Origin of the sequence: Stenotrophomonas sp. LST15-1-1.1 (assembly GCF_040815575.1) — a bacterium.
In the GTDB taxonomy this organism is placed as follows: Bacteria; Pseudomonadota; Gammaproteobacteria; order Xanthomonadales; family Xanthomonadaceae; genus Stenotrophomonas; species Stenotrophomonas lactitubi_B.
The window spans coordinates 185,244-209,461 of the sequence record NZ_JBFPNJ010000034.1; the positions used below are offsets into that span (position 1 = coordinate 185,244).

Genomic DNA, 24,218 nt, shown 5'->3' on the forward strand with positions numbered 1-24,218 from the left:
TTCGATCAGGCGGCGGTCAATGCGATTTCCAGCCCCAGCCAGGCCACGAACGCGCCCAGCAGCACCGCACCTTCGATGCGGCTGATGCGCAGGTCGCCGCGTAGCATCGGGTACAGCACCAGGGCGAACGCCAGCAGCGCCGGCAGCTCCAGACGTACGAACGAGGCCGGCAACGCCAGTGGCTGCAGCAGCCCCATCGCACCGATCACCAGCATCAGGTTGACCACGCTGGAACCGAGCACGTGGCCCAGCACCATGTCGCCGTGACCACGGCGCGCCGCCGCGACGGCGGCGGCCACCTCCGGCAACGCGGTGCCGATCGCCACCGGCAACAGACCGACCAGCAGCGGCGTCCAGCCCAGCGCAGCACCAAAATCAACGGCAGCACCGACCACCAGGCGCGCGCCCCAGTACAGCGCCACTGCGGCGATCAGCAGGCGCAACACATTCAACGGCAGGCTGGTGCGGCTCAGTGCCGACTCGGCGATGATCGCCTGTACCTCGGCGCTCTCATGGCGCCCGCGTCGCAGCAGCAGGAACTGCACCACCACGAACCCGGCCACCAGCACGCCAGCCTCCCAGCGCACCAAGCGGCCATCGAGCCCGAACACGATCAGCAGCAGGCCCGCGGCCAGCAGCGCCCACCACAGCACCGTCTGCAGGCGGGCGCGCAACAGCAACGGCGCAGCAATGGCAGCCATTGCCAGGGTCAGGCCAAGGTTGACCACGCTGCTGCCGACGGCGTTGCCCAAGGCCAGCTCCGGCTGGCCCACCACCAGCGCGCGGGCGTTGACCGCCAGCTCCGGCAGCGAAGTAGCGATGCCCAGCAACAACAAGCCGGCGGTGAATGCGCTGGCACCGAAGCGCTGCGCTAGGCCGGAAACGGCTTTGACGATGGAGTCCCCGCCCAGCGCCAGCAGCAGCAGGCCGAGCAGGAACCAGGCAATGGCAATGGCGATCATCGAGCACTCCCCAGCGGTCGTGGCGCGATTCTACGCTCGGCCCACCCGCAGCGGGTGAGCCGAGGAGGGTGGCTCAGCCGCAGCCTTCGGCGTAGTCCACCTGCGGGGTCCTGCCGACCCGCCAGGCGCCGACCTTGCCGTCAGCGCCGAGGGCGAAATCGATGATCGCCGCGCCTTCCTGCGCCGGGCGCACGCGCAGGTGCTGGGCCTTGTCGTCGTACTTGTCCGGGCCAACGTCGGCGCGCTCGGGATAGAGCACCTGCAGCTCGCCCAGGGTCATCCCGACCCGGCCGCCACCGGGGGCGACGATCGACGGGCTGCGTACGTCGTAGCGGACCAGCTTGCGCGCCTCGAACATCAGGCGCGGGTCTTCGGCGTCCTGCGGGCGCAGGAAGTAGCACCCCTCATTGGCATCGTCGGCTGGCAGCGGCTTGCCAGCGGCATCGGTACCCAGGCCTTGCAAGGGGGTGCCGAAGCCACTGCGGACCTCGGCGATGCCGGCGCCCAGCGTGGCGCCGCCGAAACCATCCAGGCGTGCCGGGCTGTCGCGGCGCGGGTCCACCGGCGATGCGGTGGCCAGATCGGCGTCGGCGGGAACGGAGGCGTCTTTCGCCGGTGTGGCGGCGGCAGGCGCGTCCGGCGCGGCGGTTTCGGGACTACGGTTGCAGGCGGCCAGCGACAACAGCAGCAGGCCGGCAATCGGGAGGTGCTTCATCGGTGCGGATCCTTGGCACAGGGTGGGTGAACGCTACCGCAGCCGGCGTGCAGGCGCTGCATTGTCATCGCGGTTTCATCGCCCTCATTCAGGCTGGGCAAGCACCGACTTGGCTGTCCTCCCCATGCAACCGCGCAAGACCGACCTCGCCCGAACCGCGCTGCTGGCCCACCGCGCGCCGCTGGACATGCGCCAGCGACGGCTGCTGATCCTGTGTGATGGCCAGCGCAGCATCGCCGAGCTGACTGCACTGCTGGGGCAGGACGCGGCAGCGATGGTGATCCAGCTGATCCAGGCCGGATATCTGGTGACCGGTGCGGACGCCGCCGTTTCCATGCAGCCTGCGCCGAGTGTGGCTGCTGCCCCGCTGGCACCGTCAGCCGCCGCAGCGTCCGCCGCTCCGGTCGAGCGACGCCGCTCGCTGGTCGCCGCGCGCATCTATGTGCTGGGAATCTTGGAGATGCAGCGGCACCCCAACGCAGCAGCGCTGTTCCGCGACCTGCAACAGGCGCGTGCCGAAGGCGAGGTCCTGCGGGTGATGCAATCAGCGCTGCAGGTGCTGCCGGCGCTGACCTCGGAAGGCTACTGCCAACGCGTGCGGCAGCGGCTGATGGAGGCGCTGCCGGTGGAGCATTGCAGCGCGTTCGCGGCCATCGCCTGATCCGGCGAACAGCATCCACGCATGGCGTGGATCTACTGCATCACGAAACCGGATGGAACCACGCCATGCGTGGATGCGGTATCGCGCCACCCGGTAAATCCACGCCATGCGTGGATGCGGACGATCAACGGAAGTTGTTGCGCAGGCCGTTCCAGCACTGCTGGTAATCGCCCTGCCGGTGACCGGCGGCCAGCGCCTGCGCGGTCGGGCGGATCACGCCACGGGTCTCGAACATGAAGGCCATGGTGTCCTTGATCACGTCCGGCTTGGTCAGGTCTGCAGTTGAGGCCTTGTCGAAGGTCGGGGCATCCGGACCGTGGCCGCTCATGCAGTTGTGCAGCGACGCACCGCCCGGCACGAAGCCTTCGGCCTTGGCGTCGTAGGCACCATGCACCAGGCCCATGAACTCGCTGGCGATGTTGCGGTGGAACCACGGCGGGCGGAACGTGTTCTGCGCCACCAGCCAGCGCGGCGGGAAGATCGCGAAATCCATGTTGCTGGTGCCCGCGGTGTCGCTGGGCGAGTGCAGCACCAGGAAGATCGACGGATCCGGGTGGTCGTGGCTGATCGACCCGATGGTGTTGAAGCGGCGCAGGTCGTAGCGGTACGGCGCGTAGTTGCCGTGCCAGGCGACCACGTCCAGCGGCGAATGATTGATCGGCGCACGCCACAGGCGGCCGTCGAACTTGGCGATCAGCTCGAAATCACCGTCGATGTCTTCGAACGCGGCATGCGGGGTCTCGAAGTCGCGCGGATTGGCCAGGCCGTTGGAGCCGATCGGGCCCAGGTCGGGCAGCTTCAGCAGCGCGCCGTAGTTCTCGCAGACGTAGCCACGGCTCGGACCATCAGGCAGCTCGACACGGAAGCGCACGCCGCGCGGAATCACCGCGATCTGCTGTGGTTCGATCTCGATCACGCCCAGCTCGGTCAGCAGCCGCAGGCTGCCCAGCTGCGGCACGATCAGCAGTTCGCCGTCGGCGTCGTAGAAGTAGCGGCCAACCATGTCACGGTTGGCGGCGTATAGATGGATACCAACACCAGCATGCGCATCGGGCGAACCGTTGCCACCCATCGTGTACAGGCCTTCGACGAAATCGGTCGGCAGCTCCGGCAGCGGCAGCGGGCTCCAGCGAAGCTGGTTCGGTGAAGCGGGCTGCGCACCGAAATCGCACTGCAGCTGCGATTGCGCGAACGGAGTGAACTCACCGTGGGTCACCGCCGGACGGATCCGGTACAGCCAGCTGCGGCGGTTGCTGCCGCGCGGTGCGGTGAACGCGGTGCCGGTCAGCTGCTCGGCATACAGGCCATGGGCCACCTTCTGCGGCGAGTTCTGGCCGACCGGCAGTGCACCGGGCACGGCCTCGCTGGCGAACTCGTTGCCGAAACCGGACTGGTAGCCGCGGGCGGTGATGGCGCTGGACATGGGGGGCTCCTGGGTACGGCGGGACCGGAACGGAAAGCATCCGAGCATGGCTCGGCTCTACAGATGGGCAGGCGCCGGGACTGGCCCGGCGCTACCGAAGACCTTACAGCACGCCGCGGCGGATCTGGTCGCGCTCGATGCTCTCGAACAGCGCGGTGAAGTTGCCTTCGCCGAAGCCTTCGTTGCCCTTGCGCTGGATGATCTCGAAGAAGATCGGGCCGATGCAGTTCTGGGTGAAGATCTGCAGCAGCTTGCGCTGGTGGGTTTCCGGGTCGGCGTCGATCAGGATCTTGTTCTTCGCCAGGCGGGCAACGTCCTCACCGTGATTCGGCACGCGCTGGTCGATCACGTCGAAGTAGGTCTCCGGCGTGTCGAGGAAATCCACGCCCTGCGCGCGCATGGCTTCAACGGTCTCGTAGATGTTCTCGGTGAAGCAGGCGATGTGCTGGATGCCCTCGCCCTTGTACGCGTCCAGGTACTCGTTGATCTGGCTCTTCGGGTCGGACGATTCGTTCAGCGGAATGCGCACGATGCCGTCCGGCGCGGTCATCGCCTTGGACACCAGGCCGGTCTTCAGGCCCTTGATGTCGAAGTAACGGATCTCGCGGAAGTTGAACAGGCGCTCGTAGTAGTCCGACCACTGCTGCATGTTGCCGAAGTACAGGTTGTGGGTCAGGTGGTCGATGAAGGTCAGGCCGAAGCCCTTCGGGCGCAGCTCGGCGCCGGCGATCAGCTCGTAGTCGCCATCGAAGATGCTGCCGGCATCGCCGTAGCGATCCACCAGGTACAGCATGCAGTCGCCGATGCCCTTGATGACCGGCGCGTTGACCGCCTTGCTCTCCGGCTTGAAGGCGATGGCTTCAGCGCCATTGCCCAGCGCGGTCTGGTAGACCTCCGCGCCCGGCTTCTTGAAGCGGATGGCGAAGCCACAGGCGCACGGGCCATGCTTTTCAGCGAAGTCGGCGGCGAACGAATCGGGGTCTTCATTGACCAGGAAGTTGACGTCGCCCTGGCGATAGACGGTAATCGGACGCTGCTTGTGCTTGAGCACCGCGCTGAAGCCCATCTTGCGGAAGTACTCGTGCAGCTCGGCGCCACGGCCGGCCGGTGCGGCGAATTCGACGAACTCGAAGCCGTCGATGCCCATCGGGTTTTCGAAGGTGGTGACCTGCATGCCGGGGTTGGGATGCGAGGCGGACGGGACTGCGGTATTCATGGCGTGGCTCCGAATCGGTGCCGCATCGGCACAAACCAGGTGCGGGCGGGGTTGGACCCGGCGAGAATGCAGGGTACGGACCCAACACTTATAGTTACACTTGAAACCACCAGCAAGGTGCACCGCAACATGAGCCCCGCCGATCCCGCTTCCACCCGCCTGCGTGCCTCCCACGTCCTGCTCGACCTGGAACAGTTCCTGCCGTACCGGCTGAGCGTGCTGTCCAACCGGGTCAGCGGCAACATCGCCAAGCTGTACGGCGACCGCTATGGCCTTGCCATCCCAGAGTGGCGGGTGATCACCATCCTGGCGCTGTACCCCGGGTCGTCGGCCAGCGAGGTCTCCGACCGCACGGCGATGGACAAGGTGGCGGTCAGCCGAGCCGTGGCCCGCCTGCTGGAGCGCGGTTTCATCAAGCGTGAGACGCACGGCGATGACCGCCGACGTTCGGTGCTGGCACTGTCCGCGGCGGGGTTCGAGGTGTACGAGACGATCGCACCGATGGTGATCGAGATCACCCGCAAGCTGATGTCGGTGCTGAGCGAGGAAGAGGAGCAGGTGCTGGAGAAGCTGATCCTGCGCCTGGCCGGGGATGGGCTGGAGCGGATGGGCGAAGGGGTCTGACCCCTTCGGGGCGGCGCCCACCCCGCCGCTCTTGGTAGGTGTCGACCTTGGTCGACACATGGACCCACGCCAAGCGTGGATGATGTCGCGGGCTGCGCTGTGAGGGGTCAGGCGCAGGCCATTGATGACGTGCAACGCGCGGTGTTCATGGCCCGCCGACGAACGGTCTTTCGGCCGGGTTCGACTCGACTTGTCGCGTTTACCACCTGATGTTTCGGCATCGGGCCGGTAGAGTCCTGGCCGACAGAGCGGTTGTATCGAAATTCGCGCATCGAATGGCATTGCCTATTGGACGGCCGGTCCCATCGGCCCGAGGGTAGGCGCGCAGCGGAACACCGCTGCCGGGGTTGAAAGCCCGATGATCCGAAGGAAACCACGCCGCACCCGTCGCCGTCCTTCGCGGGCGGCGGCGACTCGCGCTGCCCTGCTTTGGCGGGCGGTGCGTGGGGCCGCATGGCCACCGTTCTTCCTTCGGATCACGGTCTTTCAACCACGCATCGCCTGCCGCCTTTCCGGCGGCCTCTCCCCGGAGCTTCGCCATGACACGTCCCAATCACCCCACCACCGAGCCCATCGACCGCGAAGCCGACCTGCAGCGCATCGATGAGGCGTTGGCCACGTTGGAAACCGTCACCCAGGCGTGGTTCGAACATCAGCGCTTGAAGGCCTGCCAGCCGGGTCTGCTGCTGTCGTTGAACCGGCTGCTCGACCTGACCAGTCTCGCCAAGGGCTATGCCAGTGCGCTGCGGGTGATTGCCGAACCCTGAGTGGTGGAAGAGCATCCACGCATGGCGTGGATCTACGCGGAGTCCGCGCGCAATGGGGCAGTAGACGCACACCACGCGCGGATGGCCCACGTCCTCAGCTCAGATGCTTGCGCCGCGCATGGATCCACGGCACCGCCAGCGCGCCGATGGCGCCGCCGGCAAAGCCCAGCGAGGCGGCAACCGTGGCCGCTTCAACCGCCCCCGGCAGTGCCAGCGCAGCGGTGACCAGCAGCAGCGATGGCAGGCCAACAAACGTCCCAAGGAAGAACGGCCAGCGCGGCGACCAGGTGTTGAGCTGCAGCAGGCTGACCGGCTGCCATGCCTCGGACGAGGCGTCTTCGGCGATCTTGGCGACCACTCTGCCCAGATCCACTTCCGGCAGCAGCTTGCCCGGACGCGCGGCAGCAATCGCTTCGGCCACGGCTTCAACGGGCGGGAAGCTGCCCGGCCATGCCACCGGTGCAGGCACGCCATAGGCGGTCAGCAGCGGCACGCTCAGCCACGGCGCCACCAGCGGGCGCAACCTGCGCCGGCCATGCACGCACCAGATCTGCGGCTGGCCGTGCGCGGTCACGCTGTACAACGCCAACTCGCCCGGCGGCGGGTAGCCCAGCATGGTCACCCGCGCCGCAAGGCTGTCCTGGTCCATCGCACGCAGGAAGCCGGGGCGGCTGCGCCCTTCCTGCATCCAGGCCAAGCCGAGCGCGCCGACCAGATAGGCCTCGGCGACATCCTTGCTGCCCGCGTTGGCGCGGTCATCGCTGGCCAGGTACCAGGCCAGTGACTTCGGTTCGGGGACGTCAGCCAGGCCCCAGCGGCTGTCATCGCCCAGCACGTGGCGCACCGGCAGGCGGGCCGGTGCGGTTTCACCACGCTCGCCGGGCTGCAGGAACGGCAACACGCCCTGCACGAAACTGGACAGGTCGATCGCGCGCACGCCGTTGCCGTGCCATTCCGGCGGCAGCAGACCGGCCAATTGCCCTTCGGCGGCCAGTCGATCCAGCCGCGCCTTCTGTTCCACCAGCTTCTGCACCGCGCCCTTCAGCACCACGTTGTCGGGCAAGGCGATCTGCGGCAACCGATGCCGCGGCGGTGCGAGTTCGAGGGCTTCTGCGCCGGTGCCGGCGTCGTCCAGCAGGGCTTCCTGCGGCGGCAGGCTCACGCCATCAGGCGCCTCACCTTCGGCCAGGGTGCTGGCAGGTTCGGGCAGGCGTTCGGCGTGGTCGCTGTGCATGGGCGCTCCGGTCGCGCCGGGTGGCGCAGTGAGGTCCTTGCCATTAACGGCCGAAGGGTAATGATCTGTAGATCCACGGCACGCGTGGATGTCCGGCCAGGGAGCGGCAGGCGCTACCGCGGCGTTGGCGGCGCCCACTGCTTGAGGAACGCCATCACGCGTGCGGTCTGCACGGTCTTGCCCTTGTGCATCGCTGCGCTGGGCTGTGGCGCCAGCAGCGTGCCGTCGGCATCGATCACCAGCAGGTGCGGGTGCTCGCCCTGCAGCGGCGGGAACTGGCCCAGGAAGGCTGCATTCGGATTCTCGGCACTGTCGTTGACCTTGACCCACACATAGTGGGCATCACGGAAGCGGCGCAGATCGCCGTTGCCTTCCACGGCTTCATCCAGTGCATGGCAGGGCTCGCAGGCGGCGTTGCCCACTTCCAGGATGATGCGCTTGTTGCCGCGCTGGGCTTCGACCTTGGCGGTTTCCAGGTCGGCAACGGGGTCACGGGCCGGGTCGAACTGCGCGCCCAGCCCGGCAATGGCGGCGATATCGGCCGCCGCCGGGGTGTTGCCCGAGGCCACCGGTTCGCTGGGGTCAGCGACCGGTGGCTCGGTGGGGCGGGTATCCAGGGGCTGCGTGGGCTCGGGGGCAGCGGGAGGTTGAGGCTGCGAACAGGCGCCGATCAGCGCCGCACACATCACTGCCACCACTGCACCACCGAACGTTGTACGCATGCCCACTACCCTCTCATTACTTCACGCCGTGCATCAGCTTGTTGATCAGCGGCGCGACCAGGAACAGGACCACACCCGAACCGATCAAGGCCCAGAACCCGAAGGTATACCCCTTCAGGGCCGATTCGACCGTCATGCCGCCTTCACCACTGACCGCACCGGCGAAGATGCCCGACAGGTTGTTGCCGATGCCGGTGGACAGGAACCAGCCGCCCATGCCGAAGCCGACCAGACGCACCGGAGCCAGCTTGGTCACCATCGACAGGCCGATCGGCGACAGGCACAGCTCACCGACCGACTGGATGACATAGACCATGAACAGGGTCCAGAACGGGATCTTGCCGTCCACGACCATGGTCGACAGAGCGAACATCAGCAGGGCGAAAGCAGCGCCGTTGAACAGCAGGCCGAGGCCGAACTTGCGCGGGATGGACGGATTGGCGCGGCCCAGGGCCACCCAGATCCAGGCGATGATCGGCGCCAGGGTGATGATCGCCACCGAGTTGACCGACTGGAACCACGCGGTCGGGAAGGTCCAATCACCCAGCTGGCGGTTGACGATGTTCTCGGCCAGGAAGGTGAAGGAGCTGCCGGCCTGTTCGAAGAACATCCAGAACATGACGTTGAAGGCGAAGATGATCAGCATGGCGATCACGCGGTCGCGCTGCACCTTGCCCTCGCGGATGCCTTCCACCAGCAGCAGCACGGCCAGGGCGGCAAACATCACGCCGAGGATCCAGGCCAGCGCGGTGGCGCCGGTGGCGAGCAGGAAGTAAGCCACCGGAATGGCGAACAGCGAACCGACCAGCACCATGATGATGCGGCCGAAACCTTCAGCACCAGCCGGCGGTGCACCGATGCCCTTCAGGCCGGCACGACCGATGTAGAACCACACCAGCGAGATCAGCATGCCCACGCCGGAGGCAATGAACACGACCTTGTAGGAGGGCATTTCCGAGGTGCCGAAGACCTTGCGGGCCAGGTACTCGGTCAGCACCGGGGCGATCATCGCGCCGATGTTGATGCCCATGTAGAAGATCGTGAAGCCCGAGTCGCGGCGTTCGTCCTTCAGGCCGTACAGCTTGCCGACCATGGTCGAGATGTTGGGCTTGAACAGACCGTTGCCGACGATGATCGTGGCCAGGCCAAGCTTGAAGATGTGCTCCTGCGGCAGCGAGATCATGAACAGGCCGACGGCCATGATGATCGCGCCGGTCAGGATCGAGCGCTGGTAACCCAGTACCCGGTCGGCCACGTAGCCGCCGAAGATCGCGGCGGCATATACCAGCGCCAGGTAGGCGCCGTAGATGCGGCTGGCGTCGCCTTCACCGGCGGCGTTGCCGTTGTAGAACTGGGCAACGATGTACAGCACCAACGCCCAGCGGATGCCGTAGAACGCAAAGCGCTCCCAGAACTCGGTCATGAACAGCATCCACAACGGGCGCGGGTGGCCCATCGTGGTGTTGAAGTCCGGCAGCGCCGGCTCTGGGGTGTTCGCAGTGGCGTTTACGCTCATGCGGAATTCCTGGTTCGGTGGATGGAGGCACGTCCGATGTGCGGTGAAGCAACGCGCGAGGATCACCGACTTCTGGCGTTCACGTCAAATACACGCCGTTTGAGGCAGGTCGCGGCCTGCTCGCTGAACTTGCATCTGAAACGATCCAGCCAGCCGCGGGTGGCCAAGCTGAATGGGGATCAGGCCAGATCCGGTGGGGGCGCGACATGCAGAGTGGTGCGCACCTGGAACAATTCAGGGAAGAAGGTCAGCTCCAGTGCCTTGGCCAGGAAGCCCACGCCGGAGGAGCCGCCGGTGCCGCGCTTGAAGCCGATCACCCGCATCACCGTGCGCATGTGTCGGAACCGCCACAGCTGGAAGGCCGTTTCCAGGTCCACCAGGTCCTCGCACAGCGCGTACTCGCGCCAGTAGCGGTCAGTGTCCTGGTAGATGCGTTCAAAGACCGGCTGCAGTGCATCATCGGCCACATGCGGCTGGGTCCAGTCGTGCGCCTCGTACACCGCCGGCACGGCGTGGCCGAAGCGGGCCAGGTACTTCATGAACTCCTCGTACAGGCTCGGCGCCTCCAGCACGGTGCGCAGCTGCGCCTGCCCGGCCGTGTCGTGCTCGAACACCTGCAGCATCTGCGCGTTCTTGTTGCCCAGCAGGAACTCGATGTAGCGGTACTGCAGCGACTGGAAGCCCGAGGACGGGCCCAGCACGTCGCGGAAGCCCATGTACTCGGACGGGGTGAGCGTTTCCAGCACCGACCACTGTTCGGTCAGCTGGCGCAGCACCTGCTTGCTGCGCGCCAGCACCTTGCGGCACTGCCAGACCTCGTCGCGCTGCAGGAAGCCGATTGCCGCACCCAGCTCGTGACCCAGCAGCTTCAACCACAGCTCGGAGGTCTGGTGCTGGATGATGAAGAGCATCTCGTCGTGATGCGGCGGACTGGACAGCGGCTGCTGCGCGCTGAGCAGCTGGTCCAGCCGCAGGTAGCCGCCGTAGGTCAGCCGCCCCTGCAGATCGGTGTGGATACCGGCTTCGAGATCGCGTTGGTTGTTGTCGACGGACATGGGCGGGACCAGATCGGGGGCGGCAAGGGTAGCGCGTTGCTGCCGCGCTGGCAGCCGCGATGACCGTACCGGGGCGTGCGGCGCGGCTGTGGAACGGCCGTTGCGCGTGGAACCGTTTGCGCCGTTCTACTGGCGCTCAGCCCAGGGCGCGTTGTGATGCTTTGCAGCAATGGCTGAATACGTTGAAGTTATTGGCATCAAGCGCCCGCAAGGGGGTACAAAGGCCGGCAGGCCGTGCTGCGCCGCAGGAGAGCTTTTTCGTACGCATTCCTTAACATGGCGATTCATATCATTTGTAACTTCTCTGTCGAAGGTGCAGTACGCAATGACGGTTGCCGCTGAGTTCAAGATCGAATACCTGCAGTATCTGGACACGGACGGCACGCTCGTCCGCGATGATCTGCCCGAAGCCCTGCGCGACCCGCGCGCGTTGCTGCCGATGTTCAAGCAGATGCTGTTCGTGCGCGTGTTCGACGGCAAGTCGATCGCGCTGCAGCGCACCGGCAAGCTGGGTACCTACGCCGCCTGCCTCGGCCACGAAGCCGCGCATGTGGGCATCGGCGCTGCGATGCAGAAGGACGACGTGTTCGCGCCGTCCTACCGCGAGTACGGCGCCATGTTCATGCGTGGCGTGCGCCCGCACGACGTGCTGATGTACTGGGGCGGCGACGAGCGCGGCAACGACTATGGCGGCAATGCGGCCAAGGACTTCCCGTTCTGCGTGCCGATCTCCACCCAGTGCCTGCACGCCGCAGGCGCTGCGCTGAAGTTCAAGCTCAACAAGGAACAGCAGATCGCGGTGGCCGTGTGCGGCGACGGCGGCAGTTCCAAGACCGACTTCTACGCTGCACTGAATTCGGCCGGTGCCTACAAGCTGCCGCTGATCCTGTGCATCGTCAACAACGGCTGGGCCATCTCGGTCCCGCGTTCGGCCCAGACCGGTGCCGAGACGCTGGCACAGAAGGGCCTGGCGGGCGGCCTGCACTGCCTGCAGGTGGACGGCAACGATCTGATCGCGGTGATGGCCGCCATGCTGCAGGCGCGCGAACGTGCGCTGGCCGGCGACGGCGGCACCGTGCTGGAACTGATGACCTATCGCCTGTCCGACCACACCACCGCCGATGACGCACGCCGCTACCGCGACGACGCCGAAGTGAAGGATGCCTGGCAGCGCGAGCCGATGCTGCGCCTGCGCAAGTACCTGACCAACGCCGGCGTGTGGAGCGAGGAAGAAGAAGCCGCCTGGACCGCCGAATGCGGCAAGCGTGTGGACGAGGAAGTGAACCTGTACCTCAACACGCCGGTGCAGCCGGTCGAGGCGATGTTCGATTTCCTCTATGCCGACCCGCCGCAGGACCTGCTGGCCCAGCGCGCCCAGGCGATCGCCCTGGAGCAGCGCCATGGATGAGATCAAGAACGGCGCGTCCAGCGCGCACACCAACGCCGCCGACAGCGCTGCCGTCGCGCGCGGAGAACAGAACATGACCGACACCCCGATCACCCTCATCGAAGCCATCACCCAGGCACTGGCCTGGGAGCTGGAGCACGACAAGTCGGTGCTGGTGCTGGGCGAAGACGTGGGCGTCAACGGCGGCGTGTTCCGCGCCACCGCGGGCCTGCAGCAGCGCTTCGGCGCCGATCGCATCCTCGACACCCCGCTGGATGAAACCACCATCGCCGGCCTCACCATCGGCCTGGCCGCACAGGGCATGAAGCCGGTGGCTGAAGCCCAGTTCGACGGCTTCATGTACCCGATGGTCGACCACATCATCTGCCACGCCGCGCGCCTGCGTTACCGCACCCGTGGCCGCCTGCACTGCCCGATGGTGCTGCGCGTGCCGTGGGGTGGTGGCATCCGTGCGCCGGAACACCACAGCGAAGCCAACGAAGCGATCTTCACCAACGTGCCGGGCCTGCGCGTGGTGCTGCCGTCCTCGCCGCAGCGCGCCTATGGCCTGCTGCTGGCCGCGATCCGCGAACCGGATCCGGTGATCTACATGGAGCCCAAGCGCATCTACCGCCAGTACAAGGAAGTGGTCGTCAACGACGGCGAAGCCTTGCCGCTGGACGTGTGCTTCGTGCTGCGCGATGGCACCGATGTGACCCTGGTGACCTGGGGCGCGCAGGTAAAGGAAGCGCTGGAAGCAGCCGACAAGCTGGCCGGCGAAGGCATCAGTGCCGAAGTCATCGACGTGGCCACGCTGCGTCCGCTGGACTTCGCCACCATCGCCGAGTCGGTGGCCAAGACCGGCCGCTGCGTGATCGTGCAGGAGGCCCCGAAGACTGCGGGCTTCGGCGCGGAAATCGCCGCACGCCTGGCCGAGGAGTCGATCTACGACCTGCTGGCTCCGGTCGAGCGCGTTACCGGTTACGACACCCACATTCCGCTGTTCCGCCTGGAGATGAAGTATCTGCCGAGCGTGGAGCGGATCGTGGCGGCGGCCAAGCGCGCGGTGGCGGCAGGCTGACATGCGGGCCCGCCTTCTCGGGGCTTACCGCAGCCAGTATCCCAACCCGCTCCGGTTCCGCACCGGCCAGATCGTCGAAGTAGGCGTACGTGACGAGGAATGGCCGGCGTTTGCCTGGGTGCGCACCAGTGATGGGCGCGCCGGATGGGCACCGGTAGCGTGGTTGCAGCTGTTGGACGATGGTCGCGCAGAAGCCCTGCGCGACTATGACGCCCGCGAGCTGGATGTGGAGAACGGCGAGATGGTCAAGCTTCATCACGAACACGGCGGGTGGTGGTGGTCCGAGCGCGCCAATGGCGCGACGGGCTGGTTGCCTGCCCGCGAACTGGAACTGCTGGAAGAGAACTGCAAATGAGCCAGACCAAGAACTTCAACCTGCCCGACCTGGGCGAAGGCCTGCCGGACGCGACCATCGTCGAGTGGTTCGTCAAGGAAGGCGATGTGATCAAGCTGGACGAGCCGCTGGTCTCGATGGAGACCGCCAAGGCCGTCGTCGAAGTGCCCTCGCCGTTCTCCGGCACGGTGCTGAAGCTGTCCGGCGCTGCCGGCGACATCATCCCGACCGGCGCGGTGCTGGCCAGCTTCGCGCTGGACCCGAACTTGCCGCAGCGCGCTGACGGCCAGGACACCGGCCACAGCCACGGCCATGCCGCTCCGGCGGCTCCGGCGGCTCCGGCCGCACCGACGCCGCCGCCGCTGCCGACCGCAGCCGCCCCGGTAGCTGCTGAAGAAGCCAAGCCGGCCGCCGCCGAGCGTGATGACGCCGGCACCGTGGTCGGCGCGATGCAGAGCTCCAACGCGGTGCATGCAGAACAGGCGCTGGCGGTCGGCGGCGTCAAGGCCGTGCCGGCCGTGCGTGCCACCGCGCGCAAGCTGGGCGTGGACCTGAGCCGCGTGCGTGCCACCGGCACCGATGGCGCGGTGACCATGGCCGACGTCAAGCAGGCCGCTGCCGATGGCAGCGCGAAGATCGGCGCTGCGCCGGCAGCGGTTGCTGCACCGGCGGCTGCCGCACCGGCTCCGGCGCAGGTGGCCGCGCCGGTACAGTCCGACGCACGCACCCCGCTGTCTGCCGCTGGCAAGCCGATGCGCACGCAGCCGCCCGGCGTGGTTGCCAAGGGCCAGCCGGAGCCGCTGAAGGGCGTGCGCCGCAACATGGCCCGCGTCATGGCCGATGCGCACAGCAAGGTCGTGCCGACCACGTTGAACGACGACGCCGACATCCACGCCTGGCTGCCGGGCAACGACGTCACCGCGCGCCTGGTGCGCTCGATCGTGGTCGCCGCGCAGAAGGTGCCGGCGATGAACGCCTGGTTCGATGGTGAAGCGCTGACCCGCACCCTGCATGCGCAGGTGGACATCGGCATCGCCGTGGACACCGACGACGGCCTGTTCGTGCCGGCCCTGCGCAACGCCGACATGCTGGATGCCCGTGGCATCCGCGAAGGCGTCAATCGTCTGCGCGAGCAGGTGGAAGCGCGTTCGATCGCAGCCTCGGAGCTGAGCGGCTACACCATCTCGCTGTCCAACTTCGGCATGTTCGCCGGCCGCTACGCGACCCCGGTCGTGGTGCCGCCGTGCGTGGCCATCGTCGGTGCCGGTCGTGCCCGCCACCAGATGACCCCGGTGATGGGCGGCGTGGAAGCGCACAAGGTGATCCCGCTGTCGGTGACCTTCGACCACCGCGCAGCCACCGGCGGCGAAGCGGCCCGCTTCCTGCGCGCGATGATGGACGATCTGGCGCTGGCCAGCTGATCCGGTAGCTGCCAACCTTGGTTGGCACATGAATGGAAAACGCCGGGCATTGCCCGGCGTTTTTTTGTGGGTGCAGCGTGGCGATCAATCGCGCGCGACCATGCCCTCGGCGCGGCTGTAGACACGCAGGCGATGGCCATCGGGATCGACGCCGACGAAGGTGTGGCCGAATTCCAGCGTCACCGGAGCTTGGGCGATCTGCACGCCAAGCCCACACCACTCGTCGTGCATGCGCTGCACCGTTGCTGCATCCGCCACCACCATCGCCAGTTCGGCAGCACCGGCCTCCGCGCTCACCGGCGGCTGCACGTCATCGCGTTGCCACAGGCCCAGCGCGGCACCATCGCCAAGCAGGAACAGGGCGAAGCCGGGCGACTGCTCGACCGGCGGCGTGCCTAGGATGCCGCTGTAGAACGTGGCGCTGGTGGTGACGTCTTTCACGTACTGCAGCAGGGTGCTGGGCTTGAACATGGGGAAGCTCCGTTGTTGGGAGAATCCATGGTGGCCCTGCCCTGCTGACAGTTCCTGTCAGCAGCCTCGAACTTGCTGGACGGCTCTCCGCGAACAGCAAAAGCGTCGAGCAGGCTCGACATCTACCAAAGCGGGTACGTCACGAACGGTCCAGCCAGTCCGGAGCGATGCCCTGCGCCTTCTGCCAGCGCCGCAGCAAGGTGGCACGCGGCACCAGGTAGCACTCTTCCAACGCACGCACATGGCGGATGCGATCCAGGCGGAAATGACGGAAGTCCTCGCGGCCCTCGCACCAGGCCGCCAGCATCGGCACTTCATCGAAGTACCCCAGTGCGAACGGCCAGACCACGCGCTCGGTACGCCGTCCCTGTGCATCCTCATAGGCGAACTGCAGCCGCTGCTGCGTACCCACCGCTTCGCGCACGGCCTGCAGGCGCGCCGGGGGCACCTTCGCTGCCGTACGCGATGGGCCCACCCGGAGGCCGCTGTCACGCAGTGCTTCGCGGCGTGCTGCTGGCAGCACATGGGCGATGCGCGCCAAGGCATCACGCGCGGCCTCGGCCAGCGCCGGCTCGGTGCGTGCCGCCACCCAGCGCAGGCCAAGCACCAGCGCGTCGATCTCGGCCGGCGGCAAGGTCAACGGCGGCAGCACATCGCCCGGTTCCAGCTGGTAGCCGACGCCAGCTTCCCCGCGCAGGTCGGCGCCCTGCTCGCGCAGCGTTTCGATATCGCGGTACAGCGTGCGCAGGCTGATGCCCAGTTCGTCGGCCAGCGCCTGCCCGGGCACCGGCCGGCGGTGCCGGCGCAGCACCTGCAGCAGCTGGGTCAGACGCAGCGCGCGCGACATCAGTCCACCAGGCCCTTCGAAGCCACCACGTGCTCGCCCGGTTGCGGCGCCAGTGCGGCCTCCACCAGCGCGCGGGCAATCACAGGTGCCGGGTTGATCCGCCAGGCGCGGGGCAGCAATGGCCCCAGCACGCCCAGTACCTGCAGCGCGAAGCGTTCGCCACGGCGGACCTGCTGCCGCTCACCGCCGATCAGTCCGGGCCGCACCAGCGTCAGCGACGGGAAGCCCAACGCACGCAGATCGCGCTCCAGCTCGCCCTTGACCCGGCTGTAGAAGATCGACGAACGCGGGTTGGCGCCTGCGGCCGAGTTCAGCGCGAATGCCTGGGCGCCCTGCGCAAGGGCAAGGCGAGCGAACGCCAGCGGGTAATCATGATCGATACGATGGAACGCCTCGCGGCTGCCGGCCTGGGCGATGGTGCTGCCCAGGGCGCAGATCACCGCGTCCACCCGTGCCCAGTCCGGCGCATCAGGCAGCGCATCGAACGCCAATACCGGATTGTGCAGCTGGGTGTGCTGCACGGGCAACGGGCGGCGGCTGGGCGCGACCACGGCGCTGCAACGGGGGTCGGCCAACAGCAGCGACAGGGCGTGACCACCGACCAGTCCCGTCGCCCCCAGCAACATCACACGCATACCCACCTCCACTGCGGCATCCTGTCGCCCATCCTATCGGTTCAAGCCACCGCCAGTTGCGCCGATATGCTGTGACCAGCCTCCCCGCCACCCCAGGATTCGTTCCATGACGGACCAGCCCGACCCCCGCCCTGCTCCTGGTACCGCTATCGGGCCGCCTGCGCGCGTGCGCGCGGTGGTCGATGACGGGCGCGGCGACCGGGTGGTGCTGCAGGGTGGGAACAGCGTGGCATTGCAGCAGCTGTTTGCCGGGGCCGATGCACCCGAGCCGCTGCTGGCTGCCTTCGCCAATGGCATGGCCACCCTGCCCGGCGAGCTGGGCGACATGGGTGATCGCCTGCAATCGGCGCAGGCCAGCGCCGACTGGCCGCGCTATGGCCGGGCGATGCGGCAGCTGATCGACAAGTACATCCGTACCATCGACCAGCACTCGCCCGATGGCCAGCCCGACAGCCTGCGCCTGTCCGAACAGCTGCGGTTGCTGCTGGGCGGGGCGGTGGTGGCGCTGCTGCAGCACGATCCCGACCTGCGCGAGCAGGCGCAGGCACTGGCCGTACGCCTGCGCCAGTGGCAGCCGGGCGCGGCACTGGAGCCGATAGAACAAGGTGCGCGCGAACTGGGTCACCAGATCGGCGTGCGCGCCGAGAGCTGGCAGGAACAGCAGGCACTGCTACTGGAATTGTTCGCACTGCTGCTGGAAAACGTCAGCGAGCTGCTGGATGACCGCAGCTGGCTGCAGGGCCAGATCGCGGCCGTGCGCCAGTTGCTGTCCGGGCCGCTGGAAGCCGAATCGGTAGAGCGCACCCGCGCCGAGCTGCGTGAGGTGATCTACAAGCAGGGCCTGCTGCGGCAGGGAATCGACGATTCGAAAGCGGCCATGCGTGGGTTGATGGGCGAGTTCATCGAGCGCATGGACGGCATGGCCGCCAGTACCGGTGAATACCACGACCGCATCAGCAGCTACGCACTGCAGCTACGCGAAGCGCGCAGCATCGCCGACCTCAACCACCTGCTGCAGGAAGTGATGCAGGACACCGGCAAGGTGCAGCAGCAGGCCGCGCAGGCGCGCGATCACCTGGCCAGCGCGCGACAGGAAGTGGAACGCGCCGAACAACGCATCAACCAGCTGGAACAGGATCTGCGCGCGGCCGGCGATCTGGCACGAATCGATCCGCTGACCCAGGCCTTGAACCGGCGTGGCCTGGATGAACTTCTGCAACGCGAGCTGGCCCGCGCCGCACGCAACAACTCGCCGTTGGGGCTGGCGGTGATCGACCTGGATGATTTCCACCAGACCAACGACGAACACGGCCATGCCGGCGGCGACGCGCTGCTGCAGCATCTGGTGGCGGTGTGCCGGCTGCTGCTGCGTGCCACCGATGGCATCGCCCGGCTGGGCGGCGACGAGTTCGTGCTGGTACTACCGGAAACCCCCGGCGCGGACAGCATGGCCACGGTGCAGCGGCTGCAGCGCTCACTGGCACATCGCGTGCTGACCGTGCAGGACCGGCGGGTACCAGTGCATTTCAGTGCCGGGCTTTCGCAATGGCAGCCAGGCGACGATGCCGATACGTTGCTGCGGCGCGCCGATGACGCCCTGTATGTGGCCAAGCGCGAAGGCAAGAACCGGGTGCACGCCGGGTAGTTCCCCACCGCGCCGGAAACTGCTTGGGTAGGTGCCAACCTCGGTTGGCACACGCAAGAGAAAAAACCGCCGACCAAGGTCGGCCTCCACCGGGCAAGACCCCTGCACTACTTGCCGCGCAGCTTCTGCACGCCGGTCACCACCGCCAGCACGATCGCACCGGCAATGATGCCGACCACCATGTTGCCCAGCGCGTTGACCAGCCAGCCCCACTGGCCTTCACCGCCCAGCGCCTGCACCGCGTGGTGCAGCGCCGGCACGTTGTGCACCAGGATGCCGCCACCGACCAGGAACATCGCCGCAGTACCGGCCACCGACAGGAACTTCATCAGCCACGGTGCCGATACCAGCAGCCCACGGCCGACGGCCGCCAGCGCTGCGCCCTTCCGCGACAGGTACAGCCCCAGGTCGTCCAGCTTGACGATGCCGGCGACCAGCCCATAGACGAACACGGTCATCGCCAGCGCGATCACCACCAGGGTGCTGACCTGGTTGATGAACGACGCCGTGGCGACCACCCCCAGCGACAGCACGATGATTTCGGCCGAGAGGATGAAGTCGGTGCGGATCGCGCCCTTCACCTTGTCCTTCTCCCACGCGACCATGTCCACCTGCGCATCGGCCAGCGCCTTGCGTCGTTCGGCCTGGTGTTCAGCGTCTTCATCGGCTGAATGCAGGAAACGGTGCGCCAGTTTCTCCACGCCCTCGAAGCACAGGAAGGCACCGCCGATCATCATCAGCGGCACGATCAGCGGCACGTTCCAGCCGCGACTGTGCAGCCAGGCTTCCAGCGCGCTGATCGCCAGTGCGGCCGGCACCAGGATCACCTTGTTCACCAGCGAGCCCTTGGCCACCGCCCACACCACCGGCAGTTCACGGTTGGCATTGACGCCGGTCACCTGCTGCGCGTTCAGCGCCAGGTCGTCGCCCAGCACGCCGGCGGTCTTCTTGGCGGCGACCTTGGTCAGCACCGAGACGTCGTCGAGCAGGGAGGCGATATCGTCGAGCAGGGCAAACAGGCTGGCACCGGCCATGGGGGATCCAGTAAAGGGAATGAGCGGATTCTGACCGATCCTGCACCGCCTGCGGTAGCGGGTTCACCGCGCGCCTACCGGACCGCAGGGACACTGCAAGCGTATTCCAATCCCGCCGGGCATGGTCCGGCGCTACCCGGCTGCCGGATCACGGCCGCCCGGTCGTCGCTTTCGAGGAGTTCTGTTTGAGCAAGCCGCCCACCGCCGCAGGCAATCCCCCGCTGATCCGTGGCATGAACCGGCGCAGCCAGATCCTGCGCCTGCTGATGCGCTACCGCCATTCCGGCGTGTTCTCCGGCATGAACCTGGACGCTGCCGGCAGCCACACCGATGTGCCGCCCGACGGCAACCCCGAACAGTTCGTCAGTGACCTGGAAGCGCTGGGGCCAACCTTCGTCAAGCTCGGGCAGATGCTGTCCACCCGCCCGGACATGGTGCCGGTGGAGTTCGCCACGGCGCTGGAGCGGATGCAGGAGAAGGTCGCCGAGATCCCGGTCGAACGCATCCACGCCATCGTCGAGCAGGAGCTGGGCGCGCCGGTGAACAAACTGTTCGCCGCATTCGATCCGCAGCCGCTGGGTTGCGCATCGATCGCCCAGGTGCACCGCGCGGTGCTGCATGACGGCCGCGAGGTCGCGGTGAAAGTGCAGAAGCCGGAAGTGGCCGCGCAGCTGCGCTCAGATCTGGAAGTGCTGCGCAGCTTCGCCCTGGCCGCCGACCATCTGACCCAGATCGGTCGCCGCGTGCGCCTGCGCGACTGGCTCAACGAGTTCTCCAAGACCCTGATGCAGGAGCTGGACTACCACGCCGAGGCCGAGAACCTGTCGCGCTTCGGCCGTCATCTGAAGCCGTTCCGACGCCTGTGGATTCCGCAGCCACTGTGGGACTACTGCAGTCATCGCGTGCTGACCATGGAACTGGCCGCTGGCGTGCGCGTGGATGCCATTCCCGATGTACGCCGCACCGAACAGGCGATGGACCCGTTGGCGGCGGCACTGATCCGTGGCTACCTGGACCAGATCTTCGTGCACGGCGAAATCCACGCCGACCCGCATCCCGGCAACCTGCGGGTGATGCCCGACGGACGCCTGGCGATCTTCGACCTGGGCATGGTGGCGCACATGCCGCCGCGCCTGCGCGAGCGACTGCTGAAGATCCTGTTCGCCGCCGTCGATGGGCGCGGCGAGGAAGTGGCCGATGACCTGATCAGCATCAGCACCCGGCTGGAGGCGTTCGATGAGGAGCGTTACCTGCGCGAGACCGGCCAGCTGATCGCACGCTACGCGGCCAGCGCGAATTTCTCCGAAGGGCGTGTGGTGCTGGACATGGTGCGCATCGCCACTTCGTCCGGCTTGCGTACGCCGCCGGAGCTGAGCCTGCTCGGCAAGGCGCTGCTCAACCTTGAAACCGTATGCCGACTGCTGGCACCGGATCTGGATACCCGACGCATCGTCGAGCGCCAGCTGCAGCACGTGATGCGCGCGCGCCTGAAGAAATCGCTATCGGCTGCCAACCTGGCCAGTGAAGCAATGGAGCTGCAGCAATTGTTGCGCGACGGACCGCGCAAGCTGTCGGACATCATGGCGCTGCTGGCCGAGAACCGCCTGCAGATGAAGGTGACCGGGCTGGAAGAGTCGCGCCTGATGGAGAACCTGCAGAAGATCGCCAACCGTGTTGCCGCCGGCATCATCAGCGCAGCGTTGATCATGGCGGCAGCAATGATGATGAAGATCGATACCGGCTGGCATGTGCTGGGCTATCCCGCCATCGCGCTGGTGCTGTTGTTGATCGGCGTGGTGCTTGGGCTGGGCATCGTGACCAGCGCCTTGTTGTTCGATCGGCGTGCGCGTTCGCGCGAGGAACGTGGGCATCGATAGCGTTGATGCGTTGTCGTATCCACGCGTGTCGTGGATCTACGAAAGCAGCGCATTCATGCGTTTTTTAATGCAATCGAGCGTGAGTTTTCACGCTCGATTTACGTTCGCGGCGTGATATCGCACGCGCGATTTCAACAAACATTTCAGTCAGGTTCGTGCATGCACTATCGGGTCATCGGCCTGTCATGCACATGTGCTTGCGGCAGCGCCGGTCGGATGGACACGCGTCGGTACGACGTCCATCGCCACCCCGTCACTGCCGAAGCTGCCTATGCTCTGGATTCTGCTGCTGTCGTTGTTGCTGCTGTCCTGGTTGTTCCTCGCCTCCGCAAAGTGGGTGTGGTGGAAAGCCGGCTTGTTCTCGCTGTTGCTGCTGGCGCTCAGCGCCTGGTGGCTGATCGACAAGCTGTCCGGTGACGGACTCAACGCCGCTACCCTGTACCACCTGGGTGCGGACATGGAAGGCGCCGGTGTCGCCGACTTCAAGGGCTATATCGCCGGCTTCATCGTGCTGGCTGCCGTGTCGCTGCTGCCGCTGTTCGCGACGCGGGTGAAGCGTTGGCGCCGCCCCACGGCCGGTGGTGCGTGGTTTGCCAGTTTCGCTGCACTGTGGGTGGCCACGATCATGATCAGCCCGCTGGCGCGCGATGGCCAGCGCCTGTACCAGCAGCTGCGCCCGGTGGATTTCGCCCGTATCGCTCCCGAATACCAGATCCCCACGCAGGCCCTGCAACGCCCGCGCAACATCGTCTGGATCTACGGCGAAAGTCTGGAGCGCACCTATCTGGACGAGGCGGTGTTTCCCGGCCTGATGCCCAATCTCAACCGGTTGGCGGCCAAGTCGCTGGATGTGCGCGGGTTGGCCTCGGCCGAAGGCGGTGGCTGGACCATCGCCGGCCTGGTGTCGTCGATGTGCGGCGTGCCGCTGACCACCTCGCAGGGTGATGAGAACAGCATGGACCGCATGGGCAGCTTCCTGCCCAAGGCGGTGTGCCTGGGTGATTACCTCAAGCAGCAGGGCTACACCAACCATTACCTGGGCGGTGCCAACGGCCAGTTCGCCGGCAAGGGCCAGTTCCTGGCCAGCCATGGCTTCGATGAAGTGCATGACCTGGCGTGGTTCAAGCAGCAGAAGAAAATCGGCCGCATCCACTACTCGGCATGGGGCGTGCATGACGACGTGCTGCTGGACACTGCGTACCAGCGCTTCGAGCAGCTGTCGCGGCAGGACGCACCGTTCATGCTGACCACGCTGACCATGGACACGCACCACCCGGCCGGGCATCTGCCGGTGGCGTGCAAGGGCGAGCGCTACCAGAGCCAGTACGGCAACATCGGCATGCTCAACGCGTTGAAGTGCACCGACCGCCTGATCTCGCAGCTGGTCGAGCGCATCCAGGCCAGTCCGTATGGCAAGGACACCTTGATCGTGATCGCCTCCGATCACCTGGCCATGCCCAATGACCTCAGCCATATCCTGACCAAGCAGAAGCGCGAGAACCTGCTGCTGTTCCTCGGTGACGGCGTGGCCCCGCGCCAGCTGGCCGCCGAAGACGGCTCGACGCTGGATTCCGGTGCCACCCTGCTCAGCCTGCTCGATCCGAACCTGCAGACGATGGGCTTTGGCCGTTCGCTGCTGGACGACAAGCGCGCGCCGAGTGCCAGCGCCGCCGCGCGCCGCGATGGCGGCCGCGACTATCCGCAGTACCTCGCCTTCGCACGCTCGCTGTGGTTGGGTGAACCGACGCGGCAGCTGAAGATCGACGGCGACGACCAGGTCGTTGTCGGCCTGCAGCACGTGCAGCCGCCGGTGCTGCTGGAGTACGACAAGGACTGGGACCTGAAATCGGTGTACCTGGAAAACACCTCGCGCCAGTTCGACGATGCCGACCCGGACAACACACTCGCCTACGTTGATCGCTGCACCGCGTTCGAGGATGGCTCAGCCGACGGAGACTGGTGCGCGCTGCTGGTGAACCGCGACAACGGCATCAAGCTGTACCGCGATGGTCAGCTACGCAACGGCATCGACGTGGATGCACCGCTGGATGCGTTCCAGGGCCCCCGCCCCAGCGTGCGCCAGGCACACATGATCACCCAGAAGGGCCGTCGTACCCGTGCCGGCCAGTACATGCTGCAGCTGGTGGCGAGCACGCGCCCGGATCGCGGTTTCTGGATCGAAGCGGTTTCTTCGCAGCGCAAGGTGGTTCTGGCCCAGCAGTGGGTGCAGCCCGATGCCGACGGCAGGATCAATGTGTCGTTCGGCCTCGACCACGAAGTGGACGATCTGGAAATCCGCGCGTGGTTGAACCATGCCGAGAAGCTGGCAGTGGATACATTTGCACTGGTGCCCTCGCGCGGGCGACCGCGGGGGTAAAGGGGTTCTTTCGGCAGGGCTGCGCCCTGCACCTGCAGAGGCGGAAGCAAAAGCAACGGCGGCATTCCGTGGGGTGGCGGGGCGGTGTCGGATTGCGGGGACGCCGCAAGTACGTCCCTGTAGGCTTGGCAGCCGCATCCATGCGGCTGACACCCCGCAATCCGACACCGCCCCACCTCTGACAGATTTCCGCAATCTGGTAGATCCAAGCCAT

Annotated in this window: 21 protein-coding genes and 1 pseudogene; 10 read left to right on the forward strand and 12 right to left on the reverse strand. The window is 66.7% G+C overall.

The window, feature by feature from the left end:
* Positions 1–5: 5 nt before the first annotated feature.
* Together MRBLST15_RS20925 and MRBLST15_RS20930 are read right to left on the reverse strand one after the other, a co-directional pair.
* On the reverse strand, positions 6–962 hold the full coding sequence (locus MRBLST15_RS20925; RefSeq protein ID WP_367787821.1) for a sodium:calcium antiporter: 957 nt from the start codon (positions 960–962) through the stop codon (positions 6–8).
* Positions 963–1,035: 73 nt separating this feature from the next.
* Positions 1,036–1,677 carry a hypothetical protein gene (locus MRBLST15_RS20930; protein WP_265952344.1) on the reverse strand — a complete coding sequence of 214 codons (642 nt, stop codon included), beginning with the start codon at positions 1,675–1,677 and terminating at the stop codon, positions 1,036–1,038.
* 124 nt (positions 1,678–1,801) lie between these two features.
* Here MRBLST15_RS20930 and MRBLST15_RS20935 point away from each other — a divergent pair, with 124 nt between their 5' ends.
* Complete coding sequence (locus MRBLST15_RS20935; RefSeq protein ID WP_367787824.1) at positions 1,802–2,338, forward strand: hypothetical protein; 537 nt, start codon at positions 1,802–1,804, stop codon at positions 2,336–2,338.
* 124 nt (positions 2,339–2,462) lie between these two features.
* On the opposite strand, the gene hmgA is transcribed toward MRBLST15_RS20935, so the two are convergent.
* Together hmgA and hppD are read right to left on the reverse strand one after the other, a co-directional pair.
* A complete protein-coding gene (hmgA, locus tag MRBLST15_RS20940) occupies positions 2,463–3,761 on the reverse strand; it encodes a homogentisate 1,2-dioxygenase (protein WP_367787827.1) in 1,299 nt (432 codons plus the stop codon).
* 103 nt (positions 3,762–3,864) lie between these two features.
* A complete protein-coding gene (gene hppD, locus MRBLST15_RS20945) occupies positions 3,865–4,977 on the reverse strand; it encodes a 4-hydroxyphenylpyruvate dioxygenase (RefSeq protein WP_170919610.1) in 1,113 nt (370 codons plus the stop codon).
* 129 nt (positions 4,978–5,106) lie between these two features.
* Here hppD and MRBLST15_RS20950 point away from each other — a divergent pair, with 129 nt between their 5' ends.
* A complete protein-coding gene (locus MRBLST15_RS20950; protein WP_050815698.1) occupies positions 5,107–5,601 on the forward strand; it encodes a MarR family winged helix-turn-helix transcriptional regulator in 495 nt (164 codons plus the stop codon).
* Between the two features lie 539 nt (positions 5,602–6,140).
* Positions 6,141–6,368 carry a hypothetical protein gene (locus tag MRBLST15_RS20955; protein ID WP_100462157.1) on the forward strand — a complete coding sequence of 76 codons (228 nt, stop codon included), beginning with the start codon at positions 6,141–6,143 and terminating at the stop codon, positions 6,366–6,368.
* A gap of 94 nt (positions 6,369–6,462) precedes the next feature.
* Here the strand turns inward: MRBLST15_RS20955 and MRBLST15_RS20960 are convergent, their stop codons facing one another.
* The 4 genes from MRBLST15_RS20960 to MRBLST15_RS20975 form a co-directional block, all read right to left on the reverse strand.
* Positions 6,463–7,602, reverse strand: coding sequence for a hypothetical protein (locus MRBLST15_RS20960; protein WP_367787832.1), 1,140 nt, complete (start codon positions 7,600–7,602; stop codon positions 6,463–6,465).
* 113 nt (positions 7,603–7,715) lie between these two features.
* The gene (locus tag MRBLST15_RS20965) at positions 7,716–8,324 is read right to left on the reverse strand and encodes a thioredoxin family protein (protein ID WP_367787835.1); all 609 of its coding nucleotides are present in this window, start codon (positions 8,322–8,324) and stop codon (positions 7,716–7,718) included.
* Between the two features lie 16 nt (positions 8,325–8,340).
* Positions 8,341–9,840: a peptide MFS transporter gene (locus tag MRBLST15_RS20970; protein WP_346578119.1), complete on the reverse strand. Its 1,500-nt coding sequence runs from the start codon at positions 9,838–9,840 to the stop codon at positions 8,341–8,343.
* Between the two features lie 179 nt (positions 9,841–10,019).
* A complete protein-coding gene (locus tag MRBLST15_RS20975; RefSeq protein ID WP_367787839.1) occupies positions 10,020–10,895 on the reverse strand; it encodes a tryptophan 2,3-dioxygenase in 876 nt (291 codons plus the stop codon).
* 325 nt (positions 10,896–11,220) lie between these two features.
* Here MRBLST15_RS20975 and pdhA point away from each other — a divergent pair, with 325 nt between their 5' ends.
* Genes pdhA through MRBLST15_RS20995 form a run of 4 tightly spaced genes read left to right on the forward strand, consistent with a single transcriptional unit; the run spans position 11,221 to position 15,118 of the window.
* On the forward strand, positions 11,221–12,303 hold the full coding sequence (pdhA, locus tag MRBLST15_RS20980; RefSeq protein WP_265952339.1) for a pyruvate dehydrogenase (acetyl-transferring) E1 component subunit alpha: 1,083 nt from the start codon (positions 11,221–11,223) through the stop codon (positions 12,301–12,303).
* Entirely contained in the window at positions 12,296–13,363 is a 1,068-nt protein-coding gene (locus MRBLST15_RS20985; RefSeq protein WP_025874584.1) for an alpha-ketoacid dehydrogenase subunit beta, read from the forward strand. The genes pdhA and MRBLST15_RS20985 overlap by 8 nt, the downstream gene beginning before the upstream one ends.
* A 1-nt stretch (position 13,364) precedes the next feature.
* Positions 13,365–13,718 (forward strand): SH3 domain-containing protein, encoded by a 354-nt coding sequence (locus tag MRBLST15_RS20990; RefSeq protein ID WP_025874583.1) that lies wholly within the window; start codon positions 13,365–13,367, stop codon positions 13,716–13,718.
* Positions 13,715–15,118 carry a dihydrolipoamide acetyltransferase family protein gene (locus MRBLST15_RS20995; RefSeq protein WP_367787844.1) on the forward strand — a complete coding sequence of 468 codons (1,404 nt, stop codon included), beginning with the start codon at positions 13,715–13,717 and terminating at the stop codon, positions 15,116–15,118. The genes MRBLST15_RS20990 and MRBLST15_RS20995 overlap by 4 nt, the downstream gene beginning before the upstream one ends.
* Positions 15,119–15,202: 84 nt before the next feature.
* Here the strand turns inward: MRBLST15_RS20995 and MRBLST15_RS21000 are convergent, their stop codons facing one another.
* The 3 genes from MRBLST15_RS21000 to MRBLST15_RS21010 all read right to left on the reverse strand — a co-directional run bounded on the left by MRBLST15_RS21000 (position 15,203) and on the right by MRBLST15_RS21010 (position 17,071).
* On the reverse strand, positions 15,203–15,589 hold the full coding sequence (locus tag MRBLST15_RS21000; protein WP_265952336.1) for a VOC family protein: 387 nt from the start codon (positions 15,587–15,589) through the stop codon (positions 15,203–15,205).
* A 139-nt stretch (positions 15,590–15,728) separates the two neighbouring features.
* A complete protein-coding gene (locus MRBLST15_RS21005; RefSeq protein WP_367787848.1) occupies positions 15,729–16,436 on the reverse strand; it encodes a helix-turn-helix transcriptional regulator in 708 nt (235 codons plus the stop codon).
* Positions 16,436–17,071 (reverse strand): NAD-dependent dehydratase, encoded by a 636-nt coding sequence (locus MRBLST15_RS21010; protein WP_312704636.1) that lies wholly within the window; start codon positions 17,069–17,071, stop codon positions 16,436–16,438. The genes MRBLST15_RS21005 and MRBLST15_RS21010 overlap by 1 nt, the downstream gene beginning before the upstream one ends.
* A gap of 106 nt (positions 17,072–17,177) precedes the next feature.
* On the opposite strand from MRBLST15_RS21010, the gene MRBLST15_RS21015 reads away from it, so the two are divergent.
* Positions 17,178–18,716, forward strand: a complete 1,539-nt coding sequence (locus tag MRBLST15_RS21015; protein WP_367787851.1) for a diguanylate cyclase domain-containing protein — start codon at positions 17,178–17,180, stop codon at positions 18,714–18,716.
* A gap of 107 nt (positions 18,717–18,823) precedes the next feature.
* Here MRBLST15_RS21015 and MRBLST15_RS21020 read toward each other — a convergent pair whose 3' ends face one another.
* Entirely contained in the window at positions 18,824–19,750 is a 927-nt protein-coding gene (locus MRBLST15_RS21020) for a DUF808 domain-containing protein (protein ID WP_099819718.1), read from the reverse strand.
* Between the two features lie 224 nt (positions 19,751–19,974).
* On the opposite strand from MRBLST15_RS21020, the pseudogene MRBLST15_RS21025 reads away from it, so the two are divergent.
* Together MRBLST15_RS21025 and MRBLST15_RS21030 are read left to right on the forward strand one after the other, a co-directional pair.
* Positions 19,975–21,627 (forward strand): annotated as a pseudogene (locus MRBLST15_RS21025) (ABC1 kinase family protein); the annotation flags it as partial.
* Positions 21,628–21,898: 271 nt separating this feature from the next.
* Positions 21,899–24,004, forward strand: coding sequence for a phosphoglycerol transferase I (locus tag MRBLST15_RS21030; RefSeq protein ID WP_367787854.1), 2,106 nt, complete (start codon positions 21,899–21,901; stop codon positions 24,002–24,004).
* The last annotated feature ends 214 nt before the right edge of the window (positions 24,005–24,218 follow it).